Raw genomic sequence first — 22,497 nt, 5'->3', positions numbered from 1 at the left:
GTGGGGCGGTGTGTCGGGGGCGAGGGGGGTGGTGCGGGGGTTAGCGTGATCGCCATGGCGGGGCGATACGGCGAGGACGTGTTGGCGGGGGACTGGCGGCGGCGGAAGGTCACCCCCGAGGTGGACGCCGAACCGGATCTCGTCGTGGAGGATGCCGACTCCGGGTTCTGCGGAGCGGTGGTGGGCTTCGAGGCCGGTGCCGCGGTCCTGGAGGATCGGCATGGCCGACGACGCAACTTCCCGCTGCTCCCAGCGGCGTTCCTGCTCGACGGTTCACCGGTGACGCTGCGCCGCCCGACCCGCCCGACGGTGCCGGCGGCCCGTCGGCGTACCGCGTCCGGCTCGGTGGCCGTGGACAACGTGAAGGCTCAGGTCGCGAAGGCCAGCAGGATCTGGGTGGAAGGCATCCACGACGCCGCGCTGGTCGAGCGGATCTGGGGTGACGACCTGCGGATCGAGGGCGTGGTCGTGGAGCCGTTGGACGGTATCGACGCCCTCGACACCGAGGTACGCGACTTCGGCCCCGGCCCGACCCGACGACTCGGCGTGCTCGTCGACCACCTCGTGCCGGGCAGCAAGGAGAGCCGGATCGTGGCTCGCGTGAACTCGCCCTTCGTGCTGGTGACCGGACACCCGTACGTGGATGTCTGGCAGGCGGTCAAGCCGGCGGCGCTGGGCATCGCGGCGTGGCCGGTGGTGCCGCCGGGGCGGCCGTGGAAGGAGGGGGTCTGCGCGGCCCTCGGGGTAGCCGAGCCGGCCGACATGTGGCGGCACATCCTGTCCCGGGTGAACAGCTTCGCCGACGTGGAAACCCCGTTGATCAACGCCATGGAACGCCTGATCGACTTCGTCACCGAGCCAGCCTGACCCGCCGGTTCGCCCCCGCCGCGCGCTGTGCGGTGGGGGCGAACCACGGGTGTCCCGCACCGGACGGGGCAGCGCGTGACTCAGGGCTCCTGGTCCGGGGTGCGGGTGTGGACGAACGTCGCGATGTCCAGGGCGACCGCCCGGCCCTGCTCGTCACGTCGCACCGTGAGGATCTCGCCGTCCTGTCCACCCGCTCGACCCCGCCACCGGTCCGGGCCCTCGGCGACGAAGCGGAGGTCCGGCGCGCCGACCGGGCCGGCGTGCAGGTCCCCGGCGGGGTCCGCGGTCACCTCGATCTCGGAGCCCATCCACCACCAGCGGCCGGTCAGCTCGGCCAACTCGGCGGGCGGGGCGCTGGCGGCCGGCCGCCACGGGGTGACCGGCGCGGGTTCGCGGTCCAGCACGAGGGTGAGCAGTTGCCGGCCGAGCGCGCCGAGGTGGCCGGTGCGCAGGCCGTACGAGTTGGCGAAGCCGACCACGGCGGTGCGGGTGGGCCGGTGCACGGCCAGCGAGGCGATGTAGCCGGGCATCGATCCGCCGTGCCCGGCGTACACCCGGTTTTCTTCCCGGAAGAGCTCCACCCCGAGACCGTGCCCGTGGGTCCAGGCCTCCAGGTCGCCCATCACCACGGGCGAGCACATCTCGGTCACCGTCTCGGCGGCCAGCACCGACGGGTCGGGGTCGGCCAGGAACGCGGCCCATCGGCCCAGGTCCTCGATCGTCGACCAGAGCTGCCCGGCGGGGGCCATCGCACCGGTGTCGGTCCGGGGTTCCTCGCGCAGCGTGTCGTGCCAGGGGTGTACGACGTAGCCGCGGGCGTACGGCTCGGTGGCCGCGTACGTGGTGCGGCGCATGCCCAGCGGGCCGAGGAGCCGTTCGTTGAGCAGGTCGAACCAGGGCATCCCGCTGAGTCGTTCGAGCAACCCGCCGAGCAGCCCGTACGCCAGATTGGAGTAGTGGTAGGTGAGGTGCGGCGGGTAGGCGATCTTGTCGGCGGTCAGCCCGGCGAGCAGGGTGGTGAGGTCGACGCCCGCCGTCCGCTCCCACCAGTCCCCGTCGGGTTCGCGCTGGATACCGCTGGCGTGCCCGAGCAACTGGCGCAGGGTGAGCGCGCCCAGACCGGTGCCGGGCAGGTGCCGTTCCAGCGGGTCGTCCAGGGTCAGCCGTCCGGCGTCGCGCATCTGCATGATCAGGGCGGCGGTCATCGTCTTGCTGATCGAGCCCAGCCGGTACTGCAGGTCGACGTCCGGACGGGGGTGCTCGCCGGCGGCGGCGAGATGGGCCAGCGCGCCGTCGCGGACCACGCCCAGCACCAGCGACGGGGCGCGACCGTCGATCTGCGACTGGGCGACCTTGGCGTCGATCTGTCGGGCGGTCTCGGGCAGCAGGGTCAACGGGATCTCCTCGGGTCGGGCCGCCGAATCGTGGTGTTTTGGTGGGCCGGAAAGGGCCTCGCCGAGCCTACTGATCTTCGCGGGGCGGCCGCGCGTGCATTTGCGTGTCACGATCGTGGTGTGGACGCCGTGGTGTGGATCGTGTTGGGTGTGTTGCTGGCGGTCGCCGAGATCTTCACGACGACGCTGTTTCTGATCCTGTTCGGGGTCGGCGCGTTCGCCGCTGCCGGCGCTGCCGCGCTTGGCGCGCCGGTGGCCGTGCAGGCGCTGGTCTTCGCGGTGGTGTCGGCGTTGAGTCTGGTGGCGGCCCGGCCGGTCATCCGCCGGCACCGCCGTTCCGCGCTGGAGAGCGGCGAGCAGCCGTTCGGCGTCGAGGCGATCGAGGGCTCCACGGCGCTGGTGCTGGAACGGGTGGACGCCGAGCACGGCCTCGTCAAGATCGACGGGGAGCTGTGGAGCGCCCGCTCGTACGACACGACGCAGAGTTTTGAACCTGGTCAGCGGGTTCGGGTGATAAAGGTCCGGGGCGCGACAGCCCTGGTTTGGCAGGACGATATTTCTTCCGCCGGTGAGCTGCCGGAAGCGAGAGGGTGAACGGGATGACGGTCATAGGCGTGCTCGTGCTCGCGGTGGCGTTGATCGCCGTGGTGACACTGGCCAAGGCGGTGCGGATCGTGCCGCAGCAACGCCAGGACGTGGTGGAACGGCTCGGCAAGTACAAGCGCACCCTCAGCCCCGGCCTCAACCTGCTGGTGCCGTTCATCGACGCGGTCCGCACCAAGGTCGACATGCGGGAGCAGGTGGTCAGCTTCCCGCCGCAGCCGGTGATCACCTCGGACAACCTCGTGGTCTCGATCGACACGGTGCTCTACTTCAAGGTAGTCGACTCGGTCCGGGCGACCTACGAGATCTCCAGCTTCCTGCAGGCCATCGAGCAGTTGACCGTCACCACGCTGCGTAACGTGATCGGCTCGCTGGACCTGGAGCGGGCGCTGACCAGTCGCGACGAGATCAACCGGCACCTCTCGGGCGTGCTGGACGAGACCACCGGCCGCTGGGGCATCAAGGTGACCCGGGTCGAGATCAAGGCGATCGAGCCGCCGGCCAGCATCCGCGACTCGATGGAGAAGCAGATGCGCGCCGAGCGGGACCGCCGTGCGGCGATCCTCACCGCCGAGGGCCACAAGCAGTCGGTGATCCTCACCGCCGAGGGTGACAAGCAGTCGGCGGTGTTGCGGGCCGACGGTGACCGGCAGGCCCGGATCCTGCAGGCCGAGGGTCAGGCGAAGGCGATTCGGACGGTCTTCGACGCGATCCACCAGGCGAACCCGAGCCAGAAGGTGCTCGCCTACCAGTACCTGCAGGCCCTGCCGCAGATCGCCCAGGGCAGCGCCAACAAGGTCTGGATCATCCCGGCCGAGCTGACCAAGGCGTTGGAGGGCATGGGTGGCGCGCTCGGCGGGCTGAGCCAGATGGTGGGGGATCTCCCCGCGCCGGAGGCGGCCGACCAGGCGAGCCAGGTCGAGCGCGAGGCCGCGGAGGCGGCGCAGGCCGCGGCGGCGGCCGCTCAGCAGATCCACGACGAGGTACGCGTCGCCGAGGCGCAGGCCACCGGCAGCAAGGGGCCGCAGGGGCTGCCCGCTCCGGAGCCGGTCTCCCCGGCCAGCCTGGTCGAGGACCCGGCCGACCAGCGCGAGCGCGGCTGATCCAGTACGCCGGCCGGCCGGCCGGGTAAATACGAGAAAGACTCATGGGGCGCTCCGACGCCTGCCACGATCGGTCCTAGGACGGGTGGTGACCAGGCAATCGGGGCGCCCCGGCGCGTCTCGCACCACTCGCGGACGAGCGAGGTGACGCATGAAGGATCCGGCGAATCGGATGTGGTCCTCGGCCCCGGTGCCCGGCGCACACGACCCGGTCGCCCCGCTGGGCTCCCGGAGCAGCGGTGGCGGGTTCGGCGTACTGCCGTTCGTCGGCGAGCCGACCCCCGCCGGTCCGGCCACGAACGCCAGCTGGGCCTGGTCGGTGCGTCGGTTCGCGCGGGCGGCCGTGTGGCTGCTGCCCGCGTACGCCATCCTCTACGGCGCGGTGGCGATGGCCAGTGACGGAGGGGTGGGCAACGACCCCTACCCGGCCGACGGCCAGGCGGTGTACCTGATCGGTTGGGTGGCGGCGGTCTGGCTCGGCCTGCTCGCGCTGCTGGCCCTCACCGGGCTGCTGGCCGCGACCCGCAGCCGCCGGGTGGCCGCCGCCGGACTGCTGGTCAGCATCGCCGGCACCGTGCTGATGCTGCCCTTCGCCGGGCTCGCCGAGCAGACGCCGGTCTTCGGCACCACCGCGCGGTCACTGGTCCTGGTCGGCGCCACGTTCTACAGCGTGGGCTGGTTCCTCACCGGGTGGGCGGTCGCCCGCTCGGGCACCTTCAGCCTCGGCGACGGAGTCATGCTGATCATCGCCGCGCCACTTCTCGGCCTGGGCGGCGCCCTGGTTGGTTCGCTGCAGACGTTCGGCGCGATCTTCGTACTGATCGCCGGCATCGGCATCGGCTACCGCTCCGGCCGCCTGATGCCCCGCGAAACCGCACGAGACGCCGCCAGCGCCAGCCTAAGCACCCCAAACCCCTGACCGTCGGCCAGCCCAGCCCCGCGGCCCGGCCGCCCTCGCCTCCCGTCCCCGTTGATCATGAAGTTATTGCCCTTGGCCTCGGCGTGTCGTGACAATAACTTCATGATCAACAGTGCGAGGCGCGGGCTGGGCGGGCGCGGCTGGGTGGGGATTGGCTGGTGGGGGGCCGTGAAGTTGCTGACAATTGGGCTGCGGGGCTGGTCGGTTAGCGGCTTTCATGGCAATCCTGGGGAGCATGGCCGCCCCCCGCTCGCCGCTGTCGCGGCTGTTCACCGTGCTGCTCGCCGGCTTGCTGGCCGGGCTTGCCCTGGCAGTCGCCGCACTGCCGGGCAACCTGCTGCTCGGGTTCACAGCCCGCTCGGCGCTCGCGTCGTACGCCTCGTTGCCCGCCTCGCTGCGCACCCCGGCCACGCCGCAGCGCTCGTACCTCTACGCCAACGACGGCAAGACGCTGATCACGACGTTCTACGACGTGAACCGCACCGACGTCGCCTTGGCGGACATCGCACCGGTGATGCGGCAGGCGATCGTGGCGGCCGAGGACCGGCGCTTCTACGACCACGGTGGCGCGGACCTGCGCGGCCTCGCCCGGGCACTGGTGGCCAATGTCAAGGGCGGCGGCACCGAGCAGGGCGGCTCGACCCTGACCATGCAGTACGTCCGTAACGTCCTGAAGACCGACCCCACCCGCACCGCCGAGGAGCGCGCCGCCGCGACCGACCCCACCGTCGGCCGCAAGATCCAGGAGATCCGGTACGCGAGCGCGCTGGACAAGAGCCTCGGCAAGGACGAGATCCTCGACCGGTACCTGAACATCGCCTACTTCGGCTCCGGCGCGTACGGGGTCGCGGCGGCCAGTCAGCGCTACTTCGGTAAGCCCCCGGCGCAGTTGACCCTCGCCGAGTCGGCCCTGCTCGCCGGCCTGGTGCAGTCCCCGGACGCGTACAGCCCGATCGACGGGAACTCCGACGACGCGTTGGCCCGCCGGTCGTACGTGCTGGACTCGATGGTCGCCACCGGCTCGATCACCGCCGCACAGGCCGCCCAGGCCAAGGCGGAGCCGCTGGCCCTGCATCCGACCGCCCAGCCCAACGGCTGTACCGCCGTCTCCCAGGGCCACGACGACTGGGGCTACTTCTGCGACTACCTGCGCCGGTGGTGGGTGGCACAGCCGGCGTTCGGGGCGACCGTCGCGGAGCGCGAGCAGGCTCTGCGCTCGGGTGGCTACACCGTGATCACCTCGCTCGACCCGAAGGTCCAGGCGACCGCGCAGCAGCAGGCCACCAAGGTCTACGGGTACGACAACAAGCGTGCCCTGCCGATCGCGGCGGTCCAGCCGGGCACCGGGCAGGTGTTGGCTATGGCGGTCAACCGGCACTACAGCCTGGCCGACAACCCGGCCGGGCAGGCCAACTACCCGAACACCGTCAACCCGCTGATCTCCGGCGGGACGAGCGTCCACGGGTACCAGGCGGGTTCGACGTTCAAGCTGTTCACCATGCTCGCCGCGCTGGAGGCGGGCCGTACCCTCTCCACCGGCTTCGACGCGCCCGCCAAGCTCCCCACCCGGTACGCCGCCGAGGGTCCGGGCAGCTGTGACGGCCACTGGTGCCCGGCGAACGCCAACCCGGACTGGATGGACGGGTACCGGATGATGTGGGACGGCTTCGGCCGCTCGGTGAACACCTACTTCGTCTGGTTGGCCGAGCAGGTCGGCCAGGACAAGGTGGTCGAGATGGCGCAGCGGCTCGGCATCACCTTCCGCGCCGACTCGGACGCCGCCTTCGCCAAGGACAACGCCGCCAACTGGGGTTCGTTCACCCTCGGCGTGGCCGCCACCACCCCGCTGGACCTGGCGAACGCGTACGCCACGGTGGCCGCCGAAGGCACCTACTGCACGCCGGTGCCGGTGGTCTCGGTGACCGCCGCGAACGGTGAGAAGGTGCCGGTCGGGCAGCCGTCCTGCAAGCGGGTCCTCGACGCCGACGTCGCCCGTGCCGCGACCGACGCCGCTCGCTGCCCGGTGGGCCAGCAGTCGGCGTTCGGGCAGTGCAACGGCGGCACGGCCACCGGTGTCAACGACATCCTCGACGGCCGGCCGGTGGCCGGTAAGACGGGTAGCTCGGAGCAGAACTCCACCGAGACGTTCGTCGGCTTCACCCCGCAGGTCGCGGTGGCCGGCATCGCCGCCAACCCGGACGACCCGGCCGACGAGGTGGGCTCCGCGGTGCAGACCAAGGTGATCGACGCGGTCGCCCGGGTCATCGCCACCGCCGTCAAGGGCCAGCCGGAGAAGACGTTCGCCGCGCCCAGCCACGAACTGGCGGGCGACCCGCACCGCCCGGTGGACCGCCCGAAGGCCCCGGACCGCGAGCAGCAGCCCACCGAGGAAGACCCCGGCGACCTCCTGCAACGCTGGCTGAACAACCGTCGCGGCTAACCTCCCGTACCCCGGTATCAGCGCTCGCGGCGGCGGGGGCGGTAGCTGCTGATCGTGGACGGTAGGCCGCGGCGGATGATGCCGGCCCAGTCGGTGTCGCCGCGCAGCACCGCCGCCGCGGTCTTGCGGGCCTGCTCGACCGTGAAGTGCGGAGGCAACATCAGCTCGGCCGGGTCGACCAGGGCGTTGATGACCACCGGTCGGTCGGCGGCGAGTGCCCGGTCCCAGACACCCGGCACCTGCTCCGGCGAGTCGACCAGCTCACCGTGCAACCCGAGCACCTGTGCCCACTGGTGGTAGGCGATGTCCGGCAGTTGCTGGCTGTCCGGGAACATCGGCGTCCCCTCCGAGGAGCGCTGTTCCCAGCTGACGAACGCCAGATCCCGGTTGTTGAGCACCAGCACCACGAATCGTGGGTCCGCCCAGCTGCGCCAGTACTTGGCCACGGTGATCAGCTCGTTGACGCCGTTCATCTGCATGGCGCCGTCGCCGATCAGCGCGACGAGCGGGCGGTCCGGGTGGGCGAACTTGGCGCTGAGTGAGTACGGCATGGCGCCACCCATGGACAGCAGCGTGCCGGACAGGCTGGCCCGCATCCCGGGGCGGACCTGGATGTGGCGGGCGTACCAGGCGGTGGCGGTGCCGCAGTCGACGGCGAGCAGCACGTCGTCGGGCAGCCGCTCATTGAGGGTGTGGAAGAGCAGTTGTGGGTTGACCGGGTCGGCCGTCTGCTCGGCCAGGTCGCGTTGCACCCGACGCCACGCCGAGGTGGCCTCGGCGATCTCGGCCCGCCAGGCGGTCGGACCGGGGCCGGGGCCCAGCTCGCGAAGCAGCGCCTGCAGCGTGGGGCGGGCGTCGCCGGTCAGGTTCACCTCGGTCGGGTAGCGCAGGCCGAGTTGGGTGCCGTCCAGGTCGATCTGCACCGCGCGGGCCTGCCCGGGCGGCGGGTAGAACTCCGAGTAGGGCATGTTGCTGCCCACGATCAGCAGTCGGTCGCAGCCGGTCATCAGTTGCCAACTTGGCCGGGTGCCGAGCAACCCGATCGCCCCGGTGACCCAGGGTTCGCGGTGGTCGACGGCGGTGAAGCCGAGCAGCGCGGTGGACACCCCGGCGCCGAGCCGGTGGGCGATCTCGCGGACCTCGTCCGTCGCGCCCAGCGCGCCCTGCCCGACCAGCATCGCCACCCGCTGCCCGCCGCCGAGAACCTCGGCGGCCCGGCGCACGTCCGCCTCCGGCGGCACCGTCGGCGTACTGCTCGGCACGTTGCTGGTCTGGTAGTAGCCGTGTGCGTGCGGTGGGTCCAGCACGGCCGGCTCGTCCTGCAGGTCCAGGGGGAGGATCAGGGCGGTGACGGTACGCCGGGCCAACGCCGTGCGGCACGCCCGGTCGACGAGGTGGCGGACCTGCGCGGGGTGGTCGAGCTGGGCGAGGAAGGCCGCGGCCACGTCCTTGTAGAGGGCGAGCAGGTCGACCTCCTGGTAGTAGCCGCCGCCCTCGGCGGTGACCGCGGTGTGCCCGACCAGGGCGATCACCGGCTGGTGGTCGAGCTTGGCGTCGTACAGGCCGTTGAGCAGGTGGATGGCGCCCGGCCCGCTGGTCACCAGCGCGCAGCCCAGCGGCCCGCCGCCGTACTTGACGTGTGCCGACGCGGCGAAGCCCGCGGTCTCCTCGTGGCGTACCTGGATGAACTGGGCTCGCTCGTTGGTGCGCTGCAGCGCGGAGGTGAGGCCGTTGATGCCGTCTCCGGGGTAGCCGAAGTAGCGGTGCACACCCCAGCTGAACAGCCGCGACACGATGTGGTCCGCGACGGTCGGGCGCCGGGGTAGAGCACCTGCTTCGCCCGGTGCGGTGTGTTCGCTGCTCACCTGGCTGGTCCTTCCCGTCGGGTCCGATACCCGGCCGGTCATTCCCCTTCTTCTTCGGACAAAACGCCCCGTCGGGCGGGCATCGGTGGGCAAGGTTCGTCGTCCGGCAGAATCGTCGGGTGCCCGTCCACCAGATCACCGACCCTGACGACGACCGGATCGCCGACTACCGAGCGCTCACCGACGTCGAGCTGCGCACCCGCTGGGAGCCACCGCACGGCCTGTTCATCGCCGAGGGTGAGCTGGTGCTGCGCCGGGCGCTGCGCGCCGGCTACCCGGCCCGGTCGTACCTCGTCGACGCCAAGCGGATCGACCAGCTCGCCGATCTGGACACCGGCGACGCGCCGGTCTACGCGGCGACGCAGGACGTGCTGCAGCGGGCCACCGGCTTCCACGTACACCGGGGGGTGCTGGCGTCGTTTCACCGCCGGTCGCTGCCGACGGCGGCCGAGGTGCTCGCCGCCGCACGCCGGGTGGTGATCCTGGAGGACGTCAACAACCACACCAATCTCGGCGCGGTGTTCCGAGGTGCCGCCGCACTCGGCATCGACGGCGTGCTGCTGTCGCCGACCTGCGCCGACCCGCTCTACCGGCGGAGCGTGCGGGTCAGCATGGGCGAGGTCTTCGCGGTGCCGTACGCCAAGTTCAGCCGCTGGCCGGACGGGCTGGAGCAGGTGCGGGAGGCCGGCTTCACGGTGCTGGCGTTGACCCCGGCGGCGGACGCCCTCCCGATCCAGCGGCTCTCCCCAGCCCAGCGGGCCCGCGCGGCGTTGCTGTTCGGTGCCGAGGGGCCCGGGTTGACCGGGGCGGCGCAGAGCGCCAGTGACGTGCGGGTGCGGCTTCCGATGCGGCGCGGGGTGGACTCGCTGAACGTGGCCGCCGCCGCGGCGGTGGCGTTCTGGGAGCTGGGCCGCGACGATCCGCCGTTCGGCAGCGAGTAGACCCCCGGCTTGCATGGCCATGCGCCCTGTTGCATAATCTTCCTTGTGTCCAAGGTTCTCACCTCTCTGCCCACCGGCGAACGTGTCGGCATCGCCTTCTCCGGCGGCCTCGACACCTCGGTCGCGGTCGCGTGGATGCGCGACAAGGGCGCCGTTCCCTGCGCCTACACCGCCGACATCGGCCAGTACGACGAGCTCGACATCGCCTCGGTGCCCGGTCGCGCGCTCAGCTACGGCGCCGAGGTCGCCCGACTGGTCGACTGCCGCGCCGCCCTGGTCGAGGAGGGCCTGGCGGCGTTGACCTGCGGGGCCTTCCACATCCGCTCGGGCGGGCGGGCGTACTTCAACACCACCCCGTTGGGCCGGGCCGTCACCGGGACCCTGCTGGTGCGGGCGATGATCTCCGATGACGTCCAGATCTGGGGCGACGGCTCCACCTTCAAGGGCAACGACATCGAGCGGTTCTACCGCTACGGCCTGCTGGCCAACCCGCAGCTGCGCATCTACAAGCCATGGCTCGACACCGACTTCGTCACCGAACTGGGTGGGCGCAAGGAGATGTCGGAGTGGCTGCTCGAACGCGGTCTGCCGTACCGGGACAGCACCGAGAAGGCTTACTCCACCGACGCCAACATCTGGGGTGCCACGCACGAGGCGAAGACCCTCGAACACCTCGACACCGGCATCGAGACGGTCAACCCGATCATGGGAGTCCGGTTCTGGGACCCGTCCGTGGAGATCCCCGCCGAGGACGTCACGATCGGTTTCGACCAGGGTCGTCCGGTGACGATCAACGGCAAGGAGTTCGGCAGCCCCGTCGACCTGGTGCTGGAGGCCAACGCGATCGGCGGCCGGCACGGCCTGGGCATGTCGGACCAGATCGAGAACCGGATCATCGAGGCCAAGAGCCGGGGCGTCTACGAGGCGCCCGGGATGGCGCTGCTGCACGCCGCGTACGAACGGCTGGTCAACGCCATCCACAACGAGGACACCCTGGCGAACTACCACAACGAGGGTCGCCGCCTGGGCCGGCTGATGTACGAGGGGCGCTGGCTGGACCCGCAGGCGCTGATGCTGCGCGAGTCGTTGCAGCGGTGGGTCGGCACGGCGGTCACCGGCGAGGTGACGCTGCGGCTGCGCCGGGGAGAGGACTACTCGATCCTGGACACCACCGGCCCGGCGTTCAGCTACCACCCCGACAAGCTGTCGATGGAGCGTACCGAGGACTCGGCGTTCGGCCCGTCGGACCGGATCGGCCAGCTCACCATGCGCAACCTCGACATCGCCGACTCGCGGGCGAAGCTGGAGCAGTACGCCAACCTCGGCGTGGTCGGCGGGGCGACCCCTCAGCGGATGGTCGGCGCCGCGCAGGCGGCCTCCACCGGTCTGATCGGCGCGATGCCGCAGGGCGGCGCGGAAGCCATCGCCTCCCGGGGCGTCTCCTCCGCCGACGACGAGGCACTCGACCGGGCCGCGATGGAGTTCGGCACCGACTGAGCGGCACCTCGGCGACCCTGGTAACGCTCACCCGACGAATGTCGAGATCCGGCGTCACGGAGGGTAGCGTGTCGGCCGTGTTCCCTACCGTGCGTGAGGTCCTCGCCCTGGGCCCGGTCCGCCACGGCGCACCGCGCGTGGTCGCCGGGGACGCCGGGCTGGACCGGCCGGTCCGCTGGGTGCACGCCGCCGAGGTGCCGGACATCGCCACCCTGCTCGGCGGTGGCGAACTGGTGCTCACCACCGGCATCGGCTTGCCCGGGGACGACGCGGGGCTGCGCGCGTTCATCGGGGACCTGGCCGACGTCGGCGTCTCCGGGCTCGTCGTCGAGCTGGGCCGCCGCTACGTCAGCGGCGTGCCCCGGGTGATGGTCGCCGCCGCCGAGCGGCGCGGGCTGCCCCTGGTGGAGCTGCGCCGGGCCACCCCGTTCGTACCGATCACCGAGGCGGTGCACGCGCTGATCATCGACGCGCAGCTCACCGAGCTGCGTGCCACCGAGGAGATCCACCAGCGCTTCAACGACCTGTCCGTCGAGGGCGCCGACGCCGCCGAGGTGATCCGGCAGACCGCCGAGCTGTCCGGTTGCCCGGTGGTGCTGGAGAACCTGTCCCGGCAGGTGCTGGGGTACGACCCGGCCGGGGAGAGCGCCGAGATGCTGCTCGACGGTTGGGAGCAGCATTCCCGGCGGATCCGACCGGCCGGGCGGAGCGCGTACGACCTGGACAGCGGCTGGCTGGTGACGGTCGTCGGCGCCCGGGGGCAGGACTGGGGGCGGCTGCTGCTGCGCTGGCCCGCCAGCGGCGAGGTGGCCACCCACCGGGCCAGCGAGCCGAACGCGGGACCGCCCACCCGACTCACCATCCTGATCGAGCGGGCCGCGTCCGCCCTCGCGCTGGACCGACTGATCCGTCGCGACGCCGAAGGGCTGGAACGGCAGATCCATCGCACCCTGCTCACCGCGCTCCTCGACCATTCCCGGCCGGTGGACGAGGTCGCGCTGCGGGCCAAGGCGCTCGGCGTGGTGCTCGACCGCCGGCACCTGGTCGGCGTGATGGTCCGCCACCGGGCTGAGGACCCGATCGGGGAGAGCGGCCCGGAGGCGGGACAGGCCCGGCTGCGGGACCTGTCCGAGGCGGTCGGCCAGGCGCTGCGGGAGGCGAAGCTGACCGCGCTGACCAGCGCGGTCGATGATCACTCGGTGGGCGCCCTGCTGGCCCTGACCGACCCGGCCGCCGAGGACCGCGCGCTGTCCGCGTTCGCCAGCGCACTACGTCGGGTACGCCTCGACGCCGGCACGGGCCGCGCAACGCCGGGTGCCGAGACGCCCCGGGCGGCTCCCGGTGCGGAGGCGTCCCGGGCGCCGTTCGGTGCGGAGGTGTCTCGGGCGCCGTTCGGCGCGGAGGCGGCCCGGGCGCCGTTCGGCGCGGAGGCGACCCGGTCTGCGTTCGGCGCGGACGCCGGTCGGGCGGTGGGCGGTGCTGATCCGTCCCGGGGCGGCGGCGGTGCTCCGGGTGGGGTCATCGTGGCCGCCGGCTCGGGCGTCAGCAACCTGCGGGAGGCGCGGCGGTCGCTGGTCGAGGCGCGGCAGATCGCCGAGGCGGCCCGACGGGACCGACGGGACCTGCCGATCTTCCGGCTGCCGCACGTCGGCCTGGCCGGGCTGCTGCACCTGCTACGCGACGAGCCCCGGTTGCAGACGTTCGTGGAGCGCGAGCTCGGCGCCCTGCTGGATTACGACGCCCGGCATCCCCGGGACCAGTTGCTCGACACCCTGCGTGCGTACCTGGAGCAGGGGCGCAACAAGACCGCTGGCGCTGCCGCCGCCCACCTGTCCCGGCCCGCGTTCTACGAACGCCTGGCCCGCATCGCCCGCATCCTCGACGTCGACCTCGACTCGGTAGAGGCATCCCTGTCCCTACACGTGGCCCTGCTGGCCCTGGAAGCAGTCCGCACCCCCTAACGGTCCCCCTCTGCCTCGTTGATCATGAAGTTGTTGCCCCGACACGCCGGCCGGGATGGCAATAACTTCATGATCAACAGGGGTGGGGCGGGGGGTTAGGTGAGGGGGGTTAGGGCCTTGGCGTAGGTGGGGGGGATGTGGTTGGGGCCACCGGGGGTGAAGACGTCGGACGTGGCCACGGCGGACCAGGCGGTTTCCGGGACGGCTTCGACCAGGGCCTGGATCACCGGGGCGTCCCGCCACTGGTCCTGCTCGGCGAGCAGGCCAAGGGCCACCACCGACTCCTCGACCTCGCCCACGCACTCGAACGGCTTGTGCCCGTCCACACCCAGCAGCTCGCGATAGCCGGGGATCTGCTCCGGGTCGGCCAGCAGATCGCCGCCGAAGATGTGGGTGACCCGCTCCCGTGGCATGAACGGCGCCATGGCCAGGAAGACGAACCGGCACTTCGGGCAGTCGCGGCACCAGCGCTCGCTCGCGTCGTGCAGCTTGAACGCGGCGTTGCAGCTGGTCACCACGTCGTCGTACCGGGTGAACTCGGCGAACAGCCGGGCGATGTGCAGCTCGGACAGCGAGCGCAGAAGCGAGAAGTACGGTTCGGTCAGGCCCGCGTGCTCGGCCAGCGACGCCCGCAGCAGCCCTTCCGCCTCGACGCCCTTGGACCACTGGTGGTTGATCTCGTGGCCGTTCCAGACCAGGTTGGGGTCGGAGGCCGAGCGTTCGTTGGACATCACCACCGGACCCAGCCCGTGCAGCACCGCGGTGGCCACCGCGATCAGCGAGTTGATGGCGGTGACCGGGATGTGCCCGTTGAGCGCGCCGGCCGCGTTCAGGTCGAACAGCACCGGGTCGATCCGCCGGCGGGCGGCCAGCGGGGTCAGCCCGGACGCCTCGTTGACCGAGACGATCACGTGGTTCGGGTTGACCGAGAACGGCACCGGGTCCAGCTCGGCGCGGCGCAGCGCCTCCAGGCTGACGATCGAGTCCTTGCCCCCACCGACCGCGGAGAGCGGACGACGGTCGGAGTCGTCGTACACGCGTGGCGGCTCCGGCGAACCCACCGGCACCTCCGGGCGCAGCTCCAGCACGTGCGGCAGCTGGTTGCGGTACGCGTACTCGGCGAGGCCCTTGGTGTAGACGGCCGTGACGTAGTCGACGGTGGCCGCCCCCAGCGGCGCCGGCAGCACGAGTCGGGGCGGTGCGGCGGCCTTGTAGTAGCTGACCCCGGCGACGAGGTGCAGCACCTCCAACACCCGGCCCAGGGTCGCCACCGTCTCGTCCGAGGGCGGCTCCGCCGGCAGCGGAAGAGTGATCGCCTCGGTGAACCGTTGCTCGCCGGCCGGGCCGGTGAGGGCGTAGTCGAACAACACCTCGCCGGTGGCGAAGTCGATCGAGTAGGACGGGAAGGTGAAGGCGTCCATCCGCCGAAGTTGTCCGTTAGGCACAGGTCATACTAGTCCGAGCCCGTCCGCTTGCGAGCAAGGAGATCATAGGTGCGCCTGGCTGACCTGCGCGGACGCTCTGTGGCTGTCTGGGGTACGGGCCGTGAGGGCGTGGCCGCCGTCACCGCCGTCGCCGCGCACGGCCCGGCCAGCCTGGTCGCCGTGGACGACCGGACGAACTTCCTGTCGCTGCCGTGGGAAGGGCCGATCGCCCAGGCCGCGCCGCTGGTGACCGGCGACGACGGGCTCGCTCGGCTGGTCGCGGCGGACGTGGTGATCCGCTCCCCGGGGGTGCCGCAGACGCACCCCTGGATTGTCGAACTGCGCAAACGCGGTATTCCCGTCACGCAGGGCACCGCGCTCTGGATGGCCGACCACGCGGCCCGCACCGTCGGGGTCACCGGCAGCAAGGGCAAGAGCACCACGTCGAGTCTGACCAGCCACCTGCTGAACGCGGTCGAGCGACCGAACCTGTTCGGCGGCAACATCGGTGTGCCGACGCTGGAGCTGCCCGAGGCGGAGCTCTACGTCCTGGAACTGTCGAGTTACCAGTGCAGCGATCTCACCGACTCGCCACGTCTCGCCGTGGTCACCGCGCTCTTCCCCGAACACCTGGACGCGCACGGCGGTGAGCAGGAGTACTACCGGGACAAGCTCAATCTGATCGCACACGATCCGGAGACCGTGATCGTCAACGGCACGGACCCGCGGCTCATCGCGGAGTTGGGTGACCGGCCGGTGGTGCGGGCCGGTCTGCCCGACACCACCCACGTCGATGTCGGACCGGACGGGACGCCCTGGTTCTACCTGCGGGACCACGCTCTCTTCCCGCGCGCGGTGCTGCCCCTGGTCGGCCGGCACAACGAGGGCAACCTGTGCGTGGCGCTGGCCGTGCTCGACGCGCTCGGTGTCGACGTCGTCGCCCGTAAGGACACCCTGGCCGTGGCGGTCGCCGAGTTCCAGGGCCTGGCGCACCGGCTCACCGAGATTCTCGACCCGTCCGGCCTCACGTTCGTCGACGACACCCTCGCCACCAGCCCGTACGCGGCGATGCACGCTATCGACGCGTACGAGGGGAAGCCGTTGACCGTGATCGTCGGAGGTAACGACCGGGGCGTGGACTACACCCCGCTGCGCGACCACCTGGCGGAGCGGGAGCTCACCGTGATCGGCATCCCGGACAGCGGTCCCCGGATCGTCCAGACGCTGGACGGGCTGCCCGGGGTGCGTTGCGAGATCGTGGACGATCTGACGGCCGCCGTGCGGCAGGCTCGGAAGATCACCCCGGCCGGTGGCGTCGTGCTGTTGTCGCCGGCGGCGCCCAGCTATGGTCGGTTCCGCAACTACGAGCACCGCTCCGAGGTGTTCCGCGAGGCCATCGCGGAGACCCTGGCCGGCTGATCGGAGCCGGCCGCGCAACCCCCGGTGAGGACGGTCTTGGACTTCGCTTTCGCCACCGCGCCCGGGTCGGACCGGCCGAACGAGGACCACGTCGTCGTGGCGGCCGACTACGCGATCGTGCTGGACGGGGTCACCCAACTGCCCGATCTCGACACCGGGTGTGTGCACGGCCCCGCATGGCTCGTGCGGGAAACGGGGCGACCACCTGGCAGGCGCGTCGACAGCCGGGCCCGCACGCCACGAGTTCGGTGAAGGAGGAGCATGGTCAGCTTCGCTGCTGTCGCCCTTCCGACTTGCGAGCCGAAATTCCGTCCGCAGGCCGCGGCCGAGGAAATCCTCGGCTGGATCTCATCGCCGCCGATGCGCGCGTTGGTAGAGGAATACGGCGGCACCCTGCCGTCGGGCGATGTCAGCGAGCTGCTGGCCTGGCTCGACGCGTTCTCCGACCGGCACTGGAATTTCCGCAAGCAGGGCAATGTGGAACGTGACCAGGTGGCGGCGCCGACATTCGACCCGGCCAGGACCGCGCTCGTGCTCGCCGTGGCCACCGCCCTTCGTCTCGTCGAGCCGACCGATCCGCCCCGTGCCACGTACGACCATCTGCTGGTCCTGGGTGGCCTCGGGCGGGCGTGTCTGCAACGCACCGAGTACGCCGCCCGACTCGTCCGCGAGGGTGTCGTCGCGGTCGGTGACGTGGCGGCACTCGGCAGTTTCCGGCCGTTGACCGAGGCGGAGACGACGCTGCCCGGCCTGGCCGGCAGCCGGTTCGAGATGGACGCGATGGACGTCGGCGTGCGCGGCGCGTTCGGCCTCACTCAGTTGGTGCGGTGCGAGTCGTCCGACGGGCACGTGACACACCGGGCCTGGCAGGTCCGCACGTACCAGGCCGACGGCTGCCCCGCGGTGCACGTGCTCGCCGCGCCCTCCAGCGAGCCGACGCAGCGTCGCGCCAACACCCCCGACACGTACGATTTCTGGGCGCAGCGGTCCAGTCTCCGGCCGACCGACCGGATCCTGGTCGTCACCTCCCCGATCTACGTGCCGTTCCAACACAGCGACGCGATCCGCATGCTGGCGGCCCGGTACGGGTGCGGGATCGACACCATCGGCTTCGATCCGGCGCGGACCACGGTGCCACTCGCGCCCGGCGCCACCAACCCCGACCGATATCTGCAGGAGATCCGGTCCGGGATCCTGTCGATGCAACGCCTGCACCAGGCGCTGGCCGGGAGCCTGGCCGCGTGACGGCGGCGGTCTTCTCCTCGGTGCCACTGCCCACCACCCGCCCGGCGAGAGGCGAGCGGATCGCGGCCGGTGCAGGGTTGGCCACGCCCGACCGGGCCAGGCTCGTCGAGCGGATCACCTCCTGGGTCGACTCGCCGGCCATGACCGCCCTGCTGGCCGAGTTCGGGGCTGAGCAGCGGTTGGCGGGCTCGCTCGCCGAGCGGCTGCGGGCGCTGGAGGAGTTCTCCGCCACCCGCTGGGACTACCGGAAGGGGCAGGTGGAGCGCTACGAGGCTGTGGGGGAGACCTTCACGGCCCCGACCGACGTGCGCATCCGGTCGGCCGCGAGGTCGTTGGGGCTGGCCGCTCGGGTGGTGCCGCGAAACCGGCGGTTCGATCACGTCCTGGTGCTCGGCGGCGGCGTCCGCACCATGATGGCGCGTGCCCACCTGGCCGCCACGATCCTTCGCCAGGGTGTGCAGGCCACCTCCGTCGACGGGTTGGGCAGCCTGCGGCCGATTCCCGAGCAGAACGTGTTCGCCGCGCAGTTCGGGCTGGGCGATGTGGCGACCGAGGGCGACGCGGTCGACGAGACACTGCGGCACGTCTTCAGCGCGGCGCCGGCCACCGAGCAGCGCTCCGGTACGACCGAGACCGGTCATGCCTGGTGGGTGCGGTCCCATGGGGACGTGGAGCCCCCGGTGCACGTGCTGGCCGCGCCGTCGAGCCGGCCGGGTAAGCGGGCCAACACGGCGGACACGCTGATCGGCTGGGCGGAACTCCTGCGGCCGGCACCGGTCGGCGTGCGACTGCTGTTGGTCACCACCGACATCTTCGTACCGTTCCAGCACTGTGAAGCGGTTCGACTCCTGGGCCTACGGTTCGGCTGCGACGTGGAGACGGTGGGCTTCGACAGCAGCGTCAATCCCTGGGTCCCACCGGCACCGACCTTCGCCATCCTCCAGGAGGTCCGGTCCACCATCCGCTCCATGCAGGCCTTGTACGAGGCGCTCGGCTGACGGTCGGCAGCGGCGATCAGCTTCTCCATCTTCGGCGGCAACCCGATCTGCGCGGTGGCCGGCAACGCGGTCTCGACTACCTGATCGAGCACGACCTCCAGCCGAACGCGGCCCGCGTCGACGCGATCCTCACCGACGGCCTGCGGTCCGCGGTGGGCGGGGCCCGACTGCATCGCCGCGCGATACCCCTGTCCGATATCGACCATCGGGCTGAGGCCGTGCGGAGGAGGTCCGGCGCGGGTGCCTGCTGCTCGGGGCGTGGGCCTGTCGGGCCTGTCGGGCCTGTCGGGTCTGCGTCGGGCCTGGGTGGGTCTGCAGATTCGGCGGTACTCCTCAGCGCCTGGAGTGGTTGCCGGCTCGGTCAGCCTCGCCAGGTTGTCTGATACCTGCTCGTCGGCGGCCTGATGTCTCCGGTTCTCCTCGCCGTGGTGCTGCTCCTCTTCGTGATCCGCAACGCCGGCCTGCTCGGCATCTGGACCGGGCTGATCCTGTTGTGCGTGGCCTCTTCGCCGCCGTTCACCGTGTTCTTCGTGACCGCACTCCTCGGGACCAGGTCGACCTCGATGGCGATGCCTCCGGCTCAACTCCCGGCTGATGCTGGCCGATGGTGCGTCCAGAATTGATCAGTGATGCGATCTTCGACCTCCTCAGCCTGTGCATCCATTCCTGTTGCCGCAGGTGCCGATGCAGGGCGCCTGCCCGCCGCGCTGGGCCGGGCTGCGCGTCATGATCGTGCTGGATCCTGGATGTAGTGGCTTCCTGGCGTGAGGTGGGGACTACATCCATGATCGAGCGTGATCATGGCGCGTGCGGGGCGCGGGCCGGACGGAGCGCGGACGGAGCGCGGGCGCGGGCCGGGCGTGGGCGTGGGCGGGGCGGGCTGTGTGGGGGTTAGGGGGTGGTTGGGAACAGGCGGGCGTGCAGGGCGGCCGGGTCGGTGACCTCGGGCAGGTCGCGGGCGGCGAGCCAGGCTGCGGCGGCGGCTCCGTCACCGGCGGTGTGTAGCGGCGCGTTCGGCCAGTGCCGGGCGATCTCGGTTCGGACGGCGGTGGCCAGTGGGGTGTCCGCGGTGAGGAGTCCGCCGCCGAGTACGACGGGTGTCACCGCCTCGGCGGGTCGGATTCGGCTCACGCTTTCGGCCAGGTGGGTGGCGGCCTCGGCGATCAGCGCGAGGGCAACGGGTTCACCCTGGCTGGCGGCGGTCACGACCAGCGGTGCCAGCCGGGCCAGTTCGACAGGTGCGCGTCGGGTCACGGCCTGGATGGTGGCGTCGACGGTGGCCCGAGGGCGGGCGGCGATCTCGGCGCTGCCGACCAACTCGGTGAGCACCGCCGTGGCCAGCGCGCCGGGCGTACGTCCGATGTCCAGGTCGGCGAGCAGCCGGCGCACCGCTTCGCGACCGAGCCAGAAGCCCGAGCCGGTGTCGCCGAGGAGCCAGCCGTGACCGTCGGCGATCCGGTCGAGTCGCAGATCGTGGACCTGCGCGGTGATCGCCCCGGTGCCGGCGATGAGGATGGTTCCGTCCGGGGCGGCGCTGCCGGAGGCGTAGGCGACCAGAGCGTCGCCGTGTACCGCGTACGGGCAGCGTAGGCCGGCGTCGTGCCAGGCGCGGTCGAAGGCGGCCCTCCCGGCGGGGTCGGCGAGCAGTCGACCCGCCCCGGCCAGCCCGATGGTGCCGGCGACGACCCGGGCCGGGTCGAGGTCGGCGAGCGCCTCGCGTAGCGCGGTCAGCAGTTCGGCGGCGGCGCGTTCGGCGCCGTGACTGGTGGGGTTGCCACCGCCGGCACGGCCGGTGCCGAGGCGTTGCCCGGTGACGGTCAGGACGGTCGCCCGGGTGGACGTCCCGCCGACATCGAGACCGACCACGAGGGTGTCGGACATCGGCACGGGCCTCCTTGGGTTGTACGTCGATCGGGCCTGTTCATGCTGGTCGGCGACGTCTTACGGGGCAAGTTCTGGCGGGCGCAAGGGGCTGTGCGCCAGGTAACAGTTTGAAAACTTCGCCCACAGTCTTGACACGGAGGGCCGTTCAGTAAGAACTTTTACCACTAACAGTTAACAGTCTTTTCGGAAAGGTGAGGCGACTGATGGTTGATCACGAGGTGGACGCCGCCGCGGGGACCGCGGTGGTCGACGCCGACGCGATCGACCGGCGGAACGCCCTCGGATCAACCTCCGACGGGGTCCTGGCCCGCGTCCGCAACGGGCTCGGCGAATTGACCGGGGCCCTGCGCCGGGTCGCCGAGCACGTGCTGAGCGACCCGGAGGCGGCCGCCCGATCCACCATCGTCGAGTTGGCCGAGCGCAGCGGCACCTCGCCGGCGACCATCACCCGCTTCTGCCGGGCGATGGGCTTCGAAGGGTACGCCGACCTGCGGCTGGGCATCGCCTCCGAGACCGGCCGGGCCCGCTCGGCCGGCTGGACCATCGACATTGGACGAGAGATCCAGCCGAGCGACCCGCTCGCCCGGGTGCTCGACCAGATCATGGCCGCCGACACCCGGGCCATGCACGACACCGCCACCCTGCTCGATCTCACCGAGGTGGAGCGGGCTGCCGTGGCGATCGCCGGCGCCAGCAGAGTGAACATCTTCGGTGCCAGCGGCAGCGCGCTGGTCGGCGAGGAGATGCAGTTCAGCCTGCATCGCATCGGCGTGGCCGCGTGGGCGTGGAACGACGTGCACGAAGGGCTGGCCAGCGCCGCGTTGCTGCGCAGCGGAGACGTGGCGCTCGGCATCTCGCACACCGGGCAGACCCGGGAGACGATCGAGATGCTCGCCGAGGCGGGCAGCCGGGGCGCCACCACGCTCGCGCTCACCGGCTTCCCCCGCTCACCGTTGGCCGAACTGGCCGACATCGTGCTGCTCACGGCCAGCCAGGCGACCACCTTCCGGCCGGACGCGCTCTCCGCCCGGCACCCCCAACTGGTGGTGCTCGACCTGCTCTACATCGCCGTCGCCCAACGCACGCACGACCGTGCGCACGCGGCCTTCCGGCGAACCGCGCAGGCCGTCGACGGGCACAAGGCAGCGAAGGGAGTCCTGTCATGATCAGCGCTCAGGGGTACGCGGACGCGGTCCGCCCGGTGCTCGACCGACTGCTTGACTCGGAGGCTGACGGGATCACCCGGGCCGCGGATCTCATCGCCGACAGCCTGCGTGACGGCGGCGTGCTCCAGGCGTTCGGCGCCGGGCACTCCGAGGCGTTCGCCGCCGAGCTGGTCGCCCGGGCCGGCGGACTGGTTCCCACCAACCGACTCTCGGTGCGGGACCTGGTCATGCACGGTGACGCCCCCCGTGACGTGCTCGCCGACCCGAAGCTGGAACGCGACCCCTCCATCGCCCACCAGATCTACGCGCTCGCGGCGCCACAGCCGCGCGACGTGTTCGTGGTGGCGTCCCAATCCGGCATCAACGGCTCGGTGGTCGAGCTGGCGGCGCTGGTCACCGAGCGCGGTCACCCGTTGATCGCGGTCACCTCGGTCGAGCACACCGCACGGGTCGCTCCACGGCACCCGTCCGGGTATCGGCTCGCCGACCTCGCCGACGTCGTGCTGGACAACGGCGCGCCGTACGGCGATGCACTGCTGCCGCTCGAGGGCGGCGGCGCGGTCTGTGCGGTCTCCTCGGTCACCACGGCGCTGCTGGCGCAGCTGCTGACCGCGGAGGTCGTACGACGGTTCCACCAGGCCGGAGAGGTACCCCCTATCTACCTCTCTGCCAACGTCCCCGGCGGGGACGAGCACAACATCGCCCTCGAGTCGCAGTACGCCGGGCGACTCCGGCGCACTGCCTGACCCGAATTCCACAAGGAGAGACGAC

At 71.5% G+C, this 22,497-nt stretch carries 18 protein-coding genes; 14 read left to right on the top strand and 4 right to left on the bottom strand.

The features are described 5' to 3' along the window. The first annotated feature begins 54 nt into the window (after window positions 1-54). Window positions 55-867: a DUF3097 domain-containing protein gene (locus HNR20_RS04495; RefSeq protein WP_184176718.1), complete on the top strand. Its 813-nt coding sequence runs from the start codon at window positions 55-57 to the stop codon at window positions 865-867. 80 nt (window positions 868-947) lie between these two features. Here the strand turns inward: HNR20_RS04495 and HNR20_RS04490 are convergent, their stop codons facing one another. Next, entirely contained in the window at window positions 948-2,261 is a 1,314-nt protein-coding gene (locus HNR20_RS04490; protein ID WP_184176716.1) for a serine hydrolase domain-containing protein, read from the bottom strand. A 120-nt stretch (window positions 2,262-2,381) separates the two neighbouring features. Here HNR20_RS04490 and HNR20_RS04485 point away from each other — a divergent pair, with 120 nt between their 5' ends. The 4 genes from HNR20_RS04485 to HNR20_RS04470 all read left to right on the top strand — a co-directional run bounded on the left by HNR20_RS04485 (window position 2,382) and on the right by HNR20_RS04470 (window position 7,326). After that, the gene (locus tag HNR20_RS04485) at window positions 2,382-2,855 is read left to right on the top strand and encodes an NfeD family protein (RefSeq protein ID WP_184176714.1); all 474 of its coding nucleotides are present in this window, start codon (window positions 2,382-2,384) and stop codon (window positions 2,853-2,855) included. 5 nt (window positions 2,856-2,860) lie between these two features. Then, a complete protein-coding gene (locus tag HNR20_RS04480) occupies window positions 2,861-3,967 on the top strand; it encodes an SPFH domain-containing protein (protein ID WP_184176712.1) in 1,107 nt (368 codons plus the stop codon). Between the two features lie 151 nt (window positions 3,968-4,118). Further along, window positions 4,119-4,886, top strand: coding sequence for a hypothetical protein (locus tag HNR20_RS04475; RefSeq protein ID WP_184176710.1), 768 nt, complete (start codon window positions 4,119-4,121; stop codon window positions 4,884-4,886). Between the two features lie 235 nt (window positions 4,887-5,121). Beyond that, window positions 5,122-7,326, top strand: a complete 2,205-nt coding sequence (locus HNR20_RS04470; RefSeq protein ID WP_229687176.1) for a transglycosylase domain-containing protein — start codon at window positions 5,122-5,124, stop codon at window positions 7,324-7,326. A 17-nt stretch (window positions 7,327-7,343) separates the two neighbouring features. Here the strand turns inward: HNR20_RS04470 and HNR20_RS04465 are convergent, their stop codons facing one another. Next, complete coding sequence (locus HNR20_RS04465; RefSeq protein WP_184176706.1) at window positions 7,344-9,191, bottom strand: thiamine pyrophosphate-requiring protein; 1,848 nt, start codon at window positions 9,189-9,191, stop codon at window positions 7,344-7,346. 119 nt (window positions 9,192-9,310) lie between these two features. On the opposite strand from HNR20_RS04465, the gene HNR20_RS04460 reads away from it, so the two are divergent. The 3 genes from HNR20_RS04460 to HNR20_RS04450 all read left to right on the top strand — a co-directional run bounded on the left by HNR20_RS04460 (window position 9,311) and on the right by HNR20_RS04450 (window position 13,590). Then, on the top strand, window positions 9,311-10,132 hold the full coding sequence (locus HNR20_RS04460; protein WP_184176704.1) for a TrmH family RNA methyltransferase: 822 nt from the start codon (window positions 9,311-9,313) through the stop codon (window positions 10,130-10,132). 45 nt (window positions 10,133-10,177) lie between these two features. Continuing rightward, a complete protein-coding gene (gene argG, locus HNR20_RS04455) occupies window positions 10,178-11,629 on the top strand; it encodes an argininosuccinate synthase (RefSeq protein WP_184176702.1) in 1,452 nt (483 codons plus the stop codon). A gap of 77 nt (window positions 11,630-11,706) precedes the next feature. Beyond that, on the top strand, window positions 11,707-13,590 hold the full coding sequence (locus tag HNR20_RS04450) for a PucR family transcriptional regulator (protein WP_444543405.1): 1,884 nt from the start codon (window positions 11,707-11,709) through the stop codon (window positions 13,588-13,590). Between the two features lie 95 nt (window positions 13,591-13,685). Here the strand turns inward: HNR20_RS04450 and HNR20_RS04445 are convergent, their stop codons facing one another. Then, window positions 13,686-15,035, bottom strand: a complete 1,350-nt coding sequence (locus HNR20_RS04445; RefSeq protein WP_184176698.1) for a MurL-like N-terminal domain-containing — start codon at window positions 15,033-15,035, stop codon at window positions 13,686-13,688. A gap of 48 nt (window positions 15,036-15,083) precedes the next feature. On the opposite strand from HNR20_RS04445, the gene murD reads away from it, so the two are divergent. The 4 genes from murD (at window position 15,084) to HNR20_RS04420 (ending at window position 19,299) form a co-directional block, all read left to right on the top strand. After that, window positions 15,084-16,433, top strand: coding sequence for a UDP-N-acetylmuramoyl-L-alanine--D-glutamate ligase (gene murD / locus HNR20_RS04440; protein ID WP_184176696.1), 1,350 nt, complete (start codon window positions 15,084-15,086; stop codon window positions 16,431-16,433). Window positions 16,434-16,694: 261 nt separating this feature from the next. Beyond that, window positions 16,695-17,678, top strand: coding sequence for a hypothetical protein (locus tag HNR20_RS04435; RefSeq protein ID WP_506280101.1), 984 nt, complete (start codon window positions 16,695-16,697; stop codon window positions 17,676-17,678). Continuing rightward, entirely contained in the window at window positions 17,675-18,676 is a 1,002-nt protein-coding gene (locus HNR20_RS04430) for a hypothetical protein (RefSeq protein ID WP_184176692.1), read from the top strand. Before HNR20_RS04435 ends, HNR20_RS04430 begins: the two co-directional genes overlap by 4 nt. A gap of 404 nt (window positions 18,677-19,080) precedes the next feature. Then, window positions 19,081-19,299 (top strand): hypothetical protein, encoded by a 219-nt coding sequence (locus tag HNR20_RS04420; RefSeq protein ID WP_184176690.1) that lies wholly within the window; start codon window positions 19,081-19,083, stop codon window positions 19,297-19,299. 268 nt (window positions 19,300-19,567) lie between these two features. Here the strand turns inward: HNR20_RS04420 and HNR20_RS04415 are convergent, their stop codons facing one another. Further along, a complete protein-coding gene (locus tag HNR20_RS04415; protein ID WP_184176688.1) occupies window positions 19,568-20,557 on the bottom strand; it encodes an N-acetylglucosamine kinase in 990 nt (329 codons plus the stop codon). 206 nt (window positions 20,558-20,763) lie between these two features. Here HNR20_RS04415 and HNR20_RS04410 point away from each other — a divergent pair, with 206 nt between their 5' ends. Both HNR20_RS04410 and HNR20_RS04405 read left to right on the top strand, forming a co-directional pair. Then, window positions 20,764-21,726 (top strand): MurR/RpiR family transcriptional regulator, encoded by a 963-nt coding sequence (locus HNR20_RS04410; RefSeq protein ID WP_184176686.1) that lies wholly within the window; start codon window positions 20,764-20,766, stop codon window positions 21,724-21,726. Beyond that, window positions 21,723-22,472, top strand: a complete 750-nt coding sequence (locus HNR20_RS04405) for a sugar isomerase domain-containing protein (protein ID WP_184176685.1) — start codon at window positions 21,723-21,725, stop codon at window positions 22,470-22,472. Before HNR20_RS04410 ends, HNR20_RS04405 begins: the two co-directional genes overlap by 4 nt. Window positions 22,473-22,497: the final 25 nt, after the last annotated feature.

The organism is Micromonospora parathelypteridis, assembly GCF_014201145.1.
Classification (GTDB): domain Bacteria; phylum Actinomycetota; class Actinomycetes; order Mycobacteriales; family Micromonosporaceae; genus Micromonospora; species Micromonospora parathelypteridis.
This window is presented reverse-complemented; position numbering and strand designations above follow the sequence as displayed.

Coding starts and splice junctions, on each gene's coding strand:
- HNR20_RS04495 (WP_184176718.1), top strand. CDS start 55: ATGGCGGGGCGATACGGCGAGGACGTGTTGGCGGGGGACTGGCGGCGG.
- HNR20_RS04480 (WP_184176712.1), top strand. CDS start 2,861: ATGACGGTCATAGGCGTGCTCGTGCTCGCGGTGGCGTTGATCGCCGTG.
- HNR20_RS04475 (WP_184176710.1), top strand. CDS start 4,119: ATGAAGGATCCGGCGAATCGGATGTGGTCCTCGGCCCCGGTGCCCGGC.
- HNR20_RS04470 (WP_229687176.1), top strand. CDS start 5,122: ATGGCCGCCCCCCGCTCGCCGCTGTCGCGGCTGTTCACCGTGCTGCTC.
- HNR20_RS04435 (WP_506280101.1), top strand. CDS start 16,695: ATGGTCAGCTTCGCTGCTGTCGCCCTTCCGACTTGCGAGCCGAAATTC.
- HNR20_RS04420 (WP_184176690.1), top strand. CDS start 19,081: ATGTCTCCGGTTCTCCTCGCCGTGGTGCTGCTCCTCTTCGTGATCCGC.
- HNR20_RS04415 (WP_184176688.1), bottom strand. CDS start 20,557: ATGTCCGACACCCTCGTGGTCGGTCTCGATGTCGGCGGGACGTCCACC.
- HNR20_RS04410 (WP_184176686.1), top strand. CDS start 20,764: ATGGTTGATCACGAGGTGGACGCCGCCGCGGGGACCGCGGTGGTCGAC.
- HNR20_RS04405 (WP_184176685.1), top strand. CDS start 21,723: ATGATCAGCGCTCAGGGGTACGCGGACGCGGTCCGCCCGGTGCTCGAC.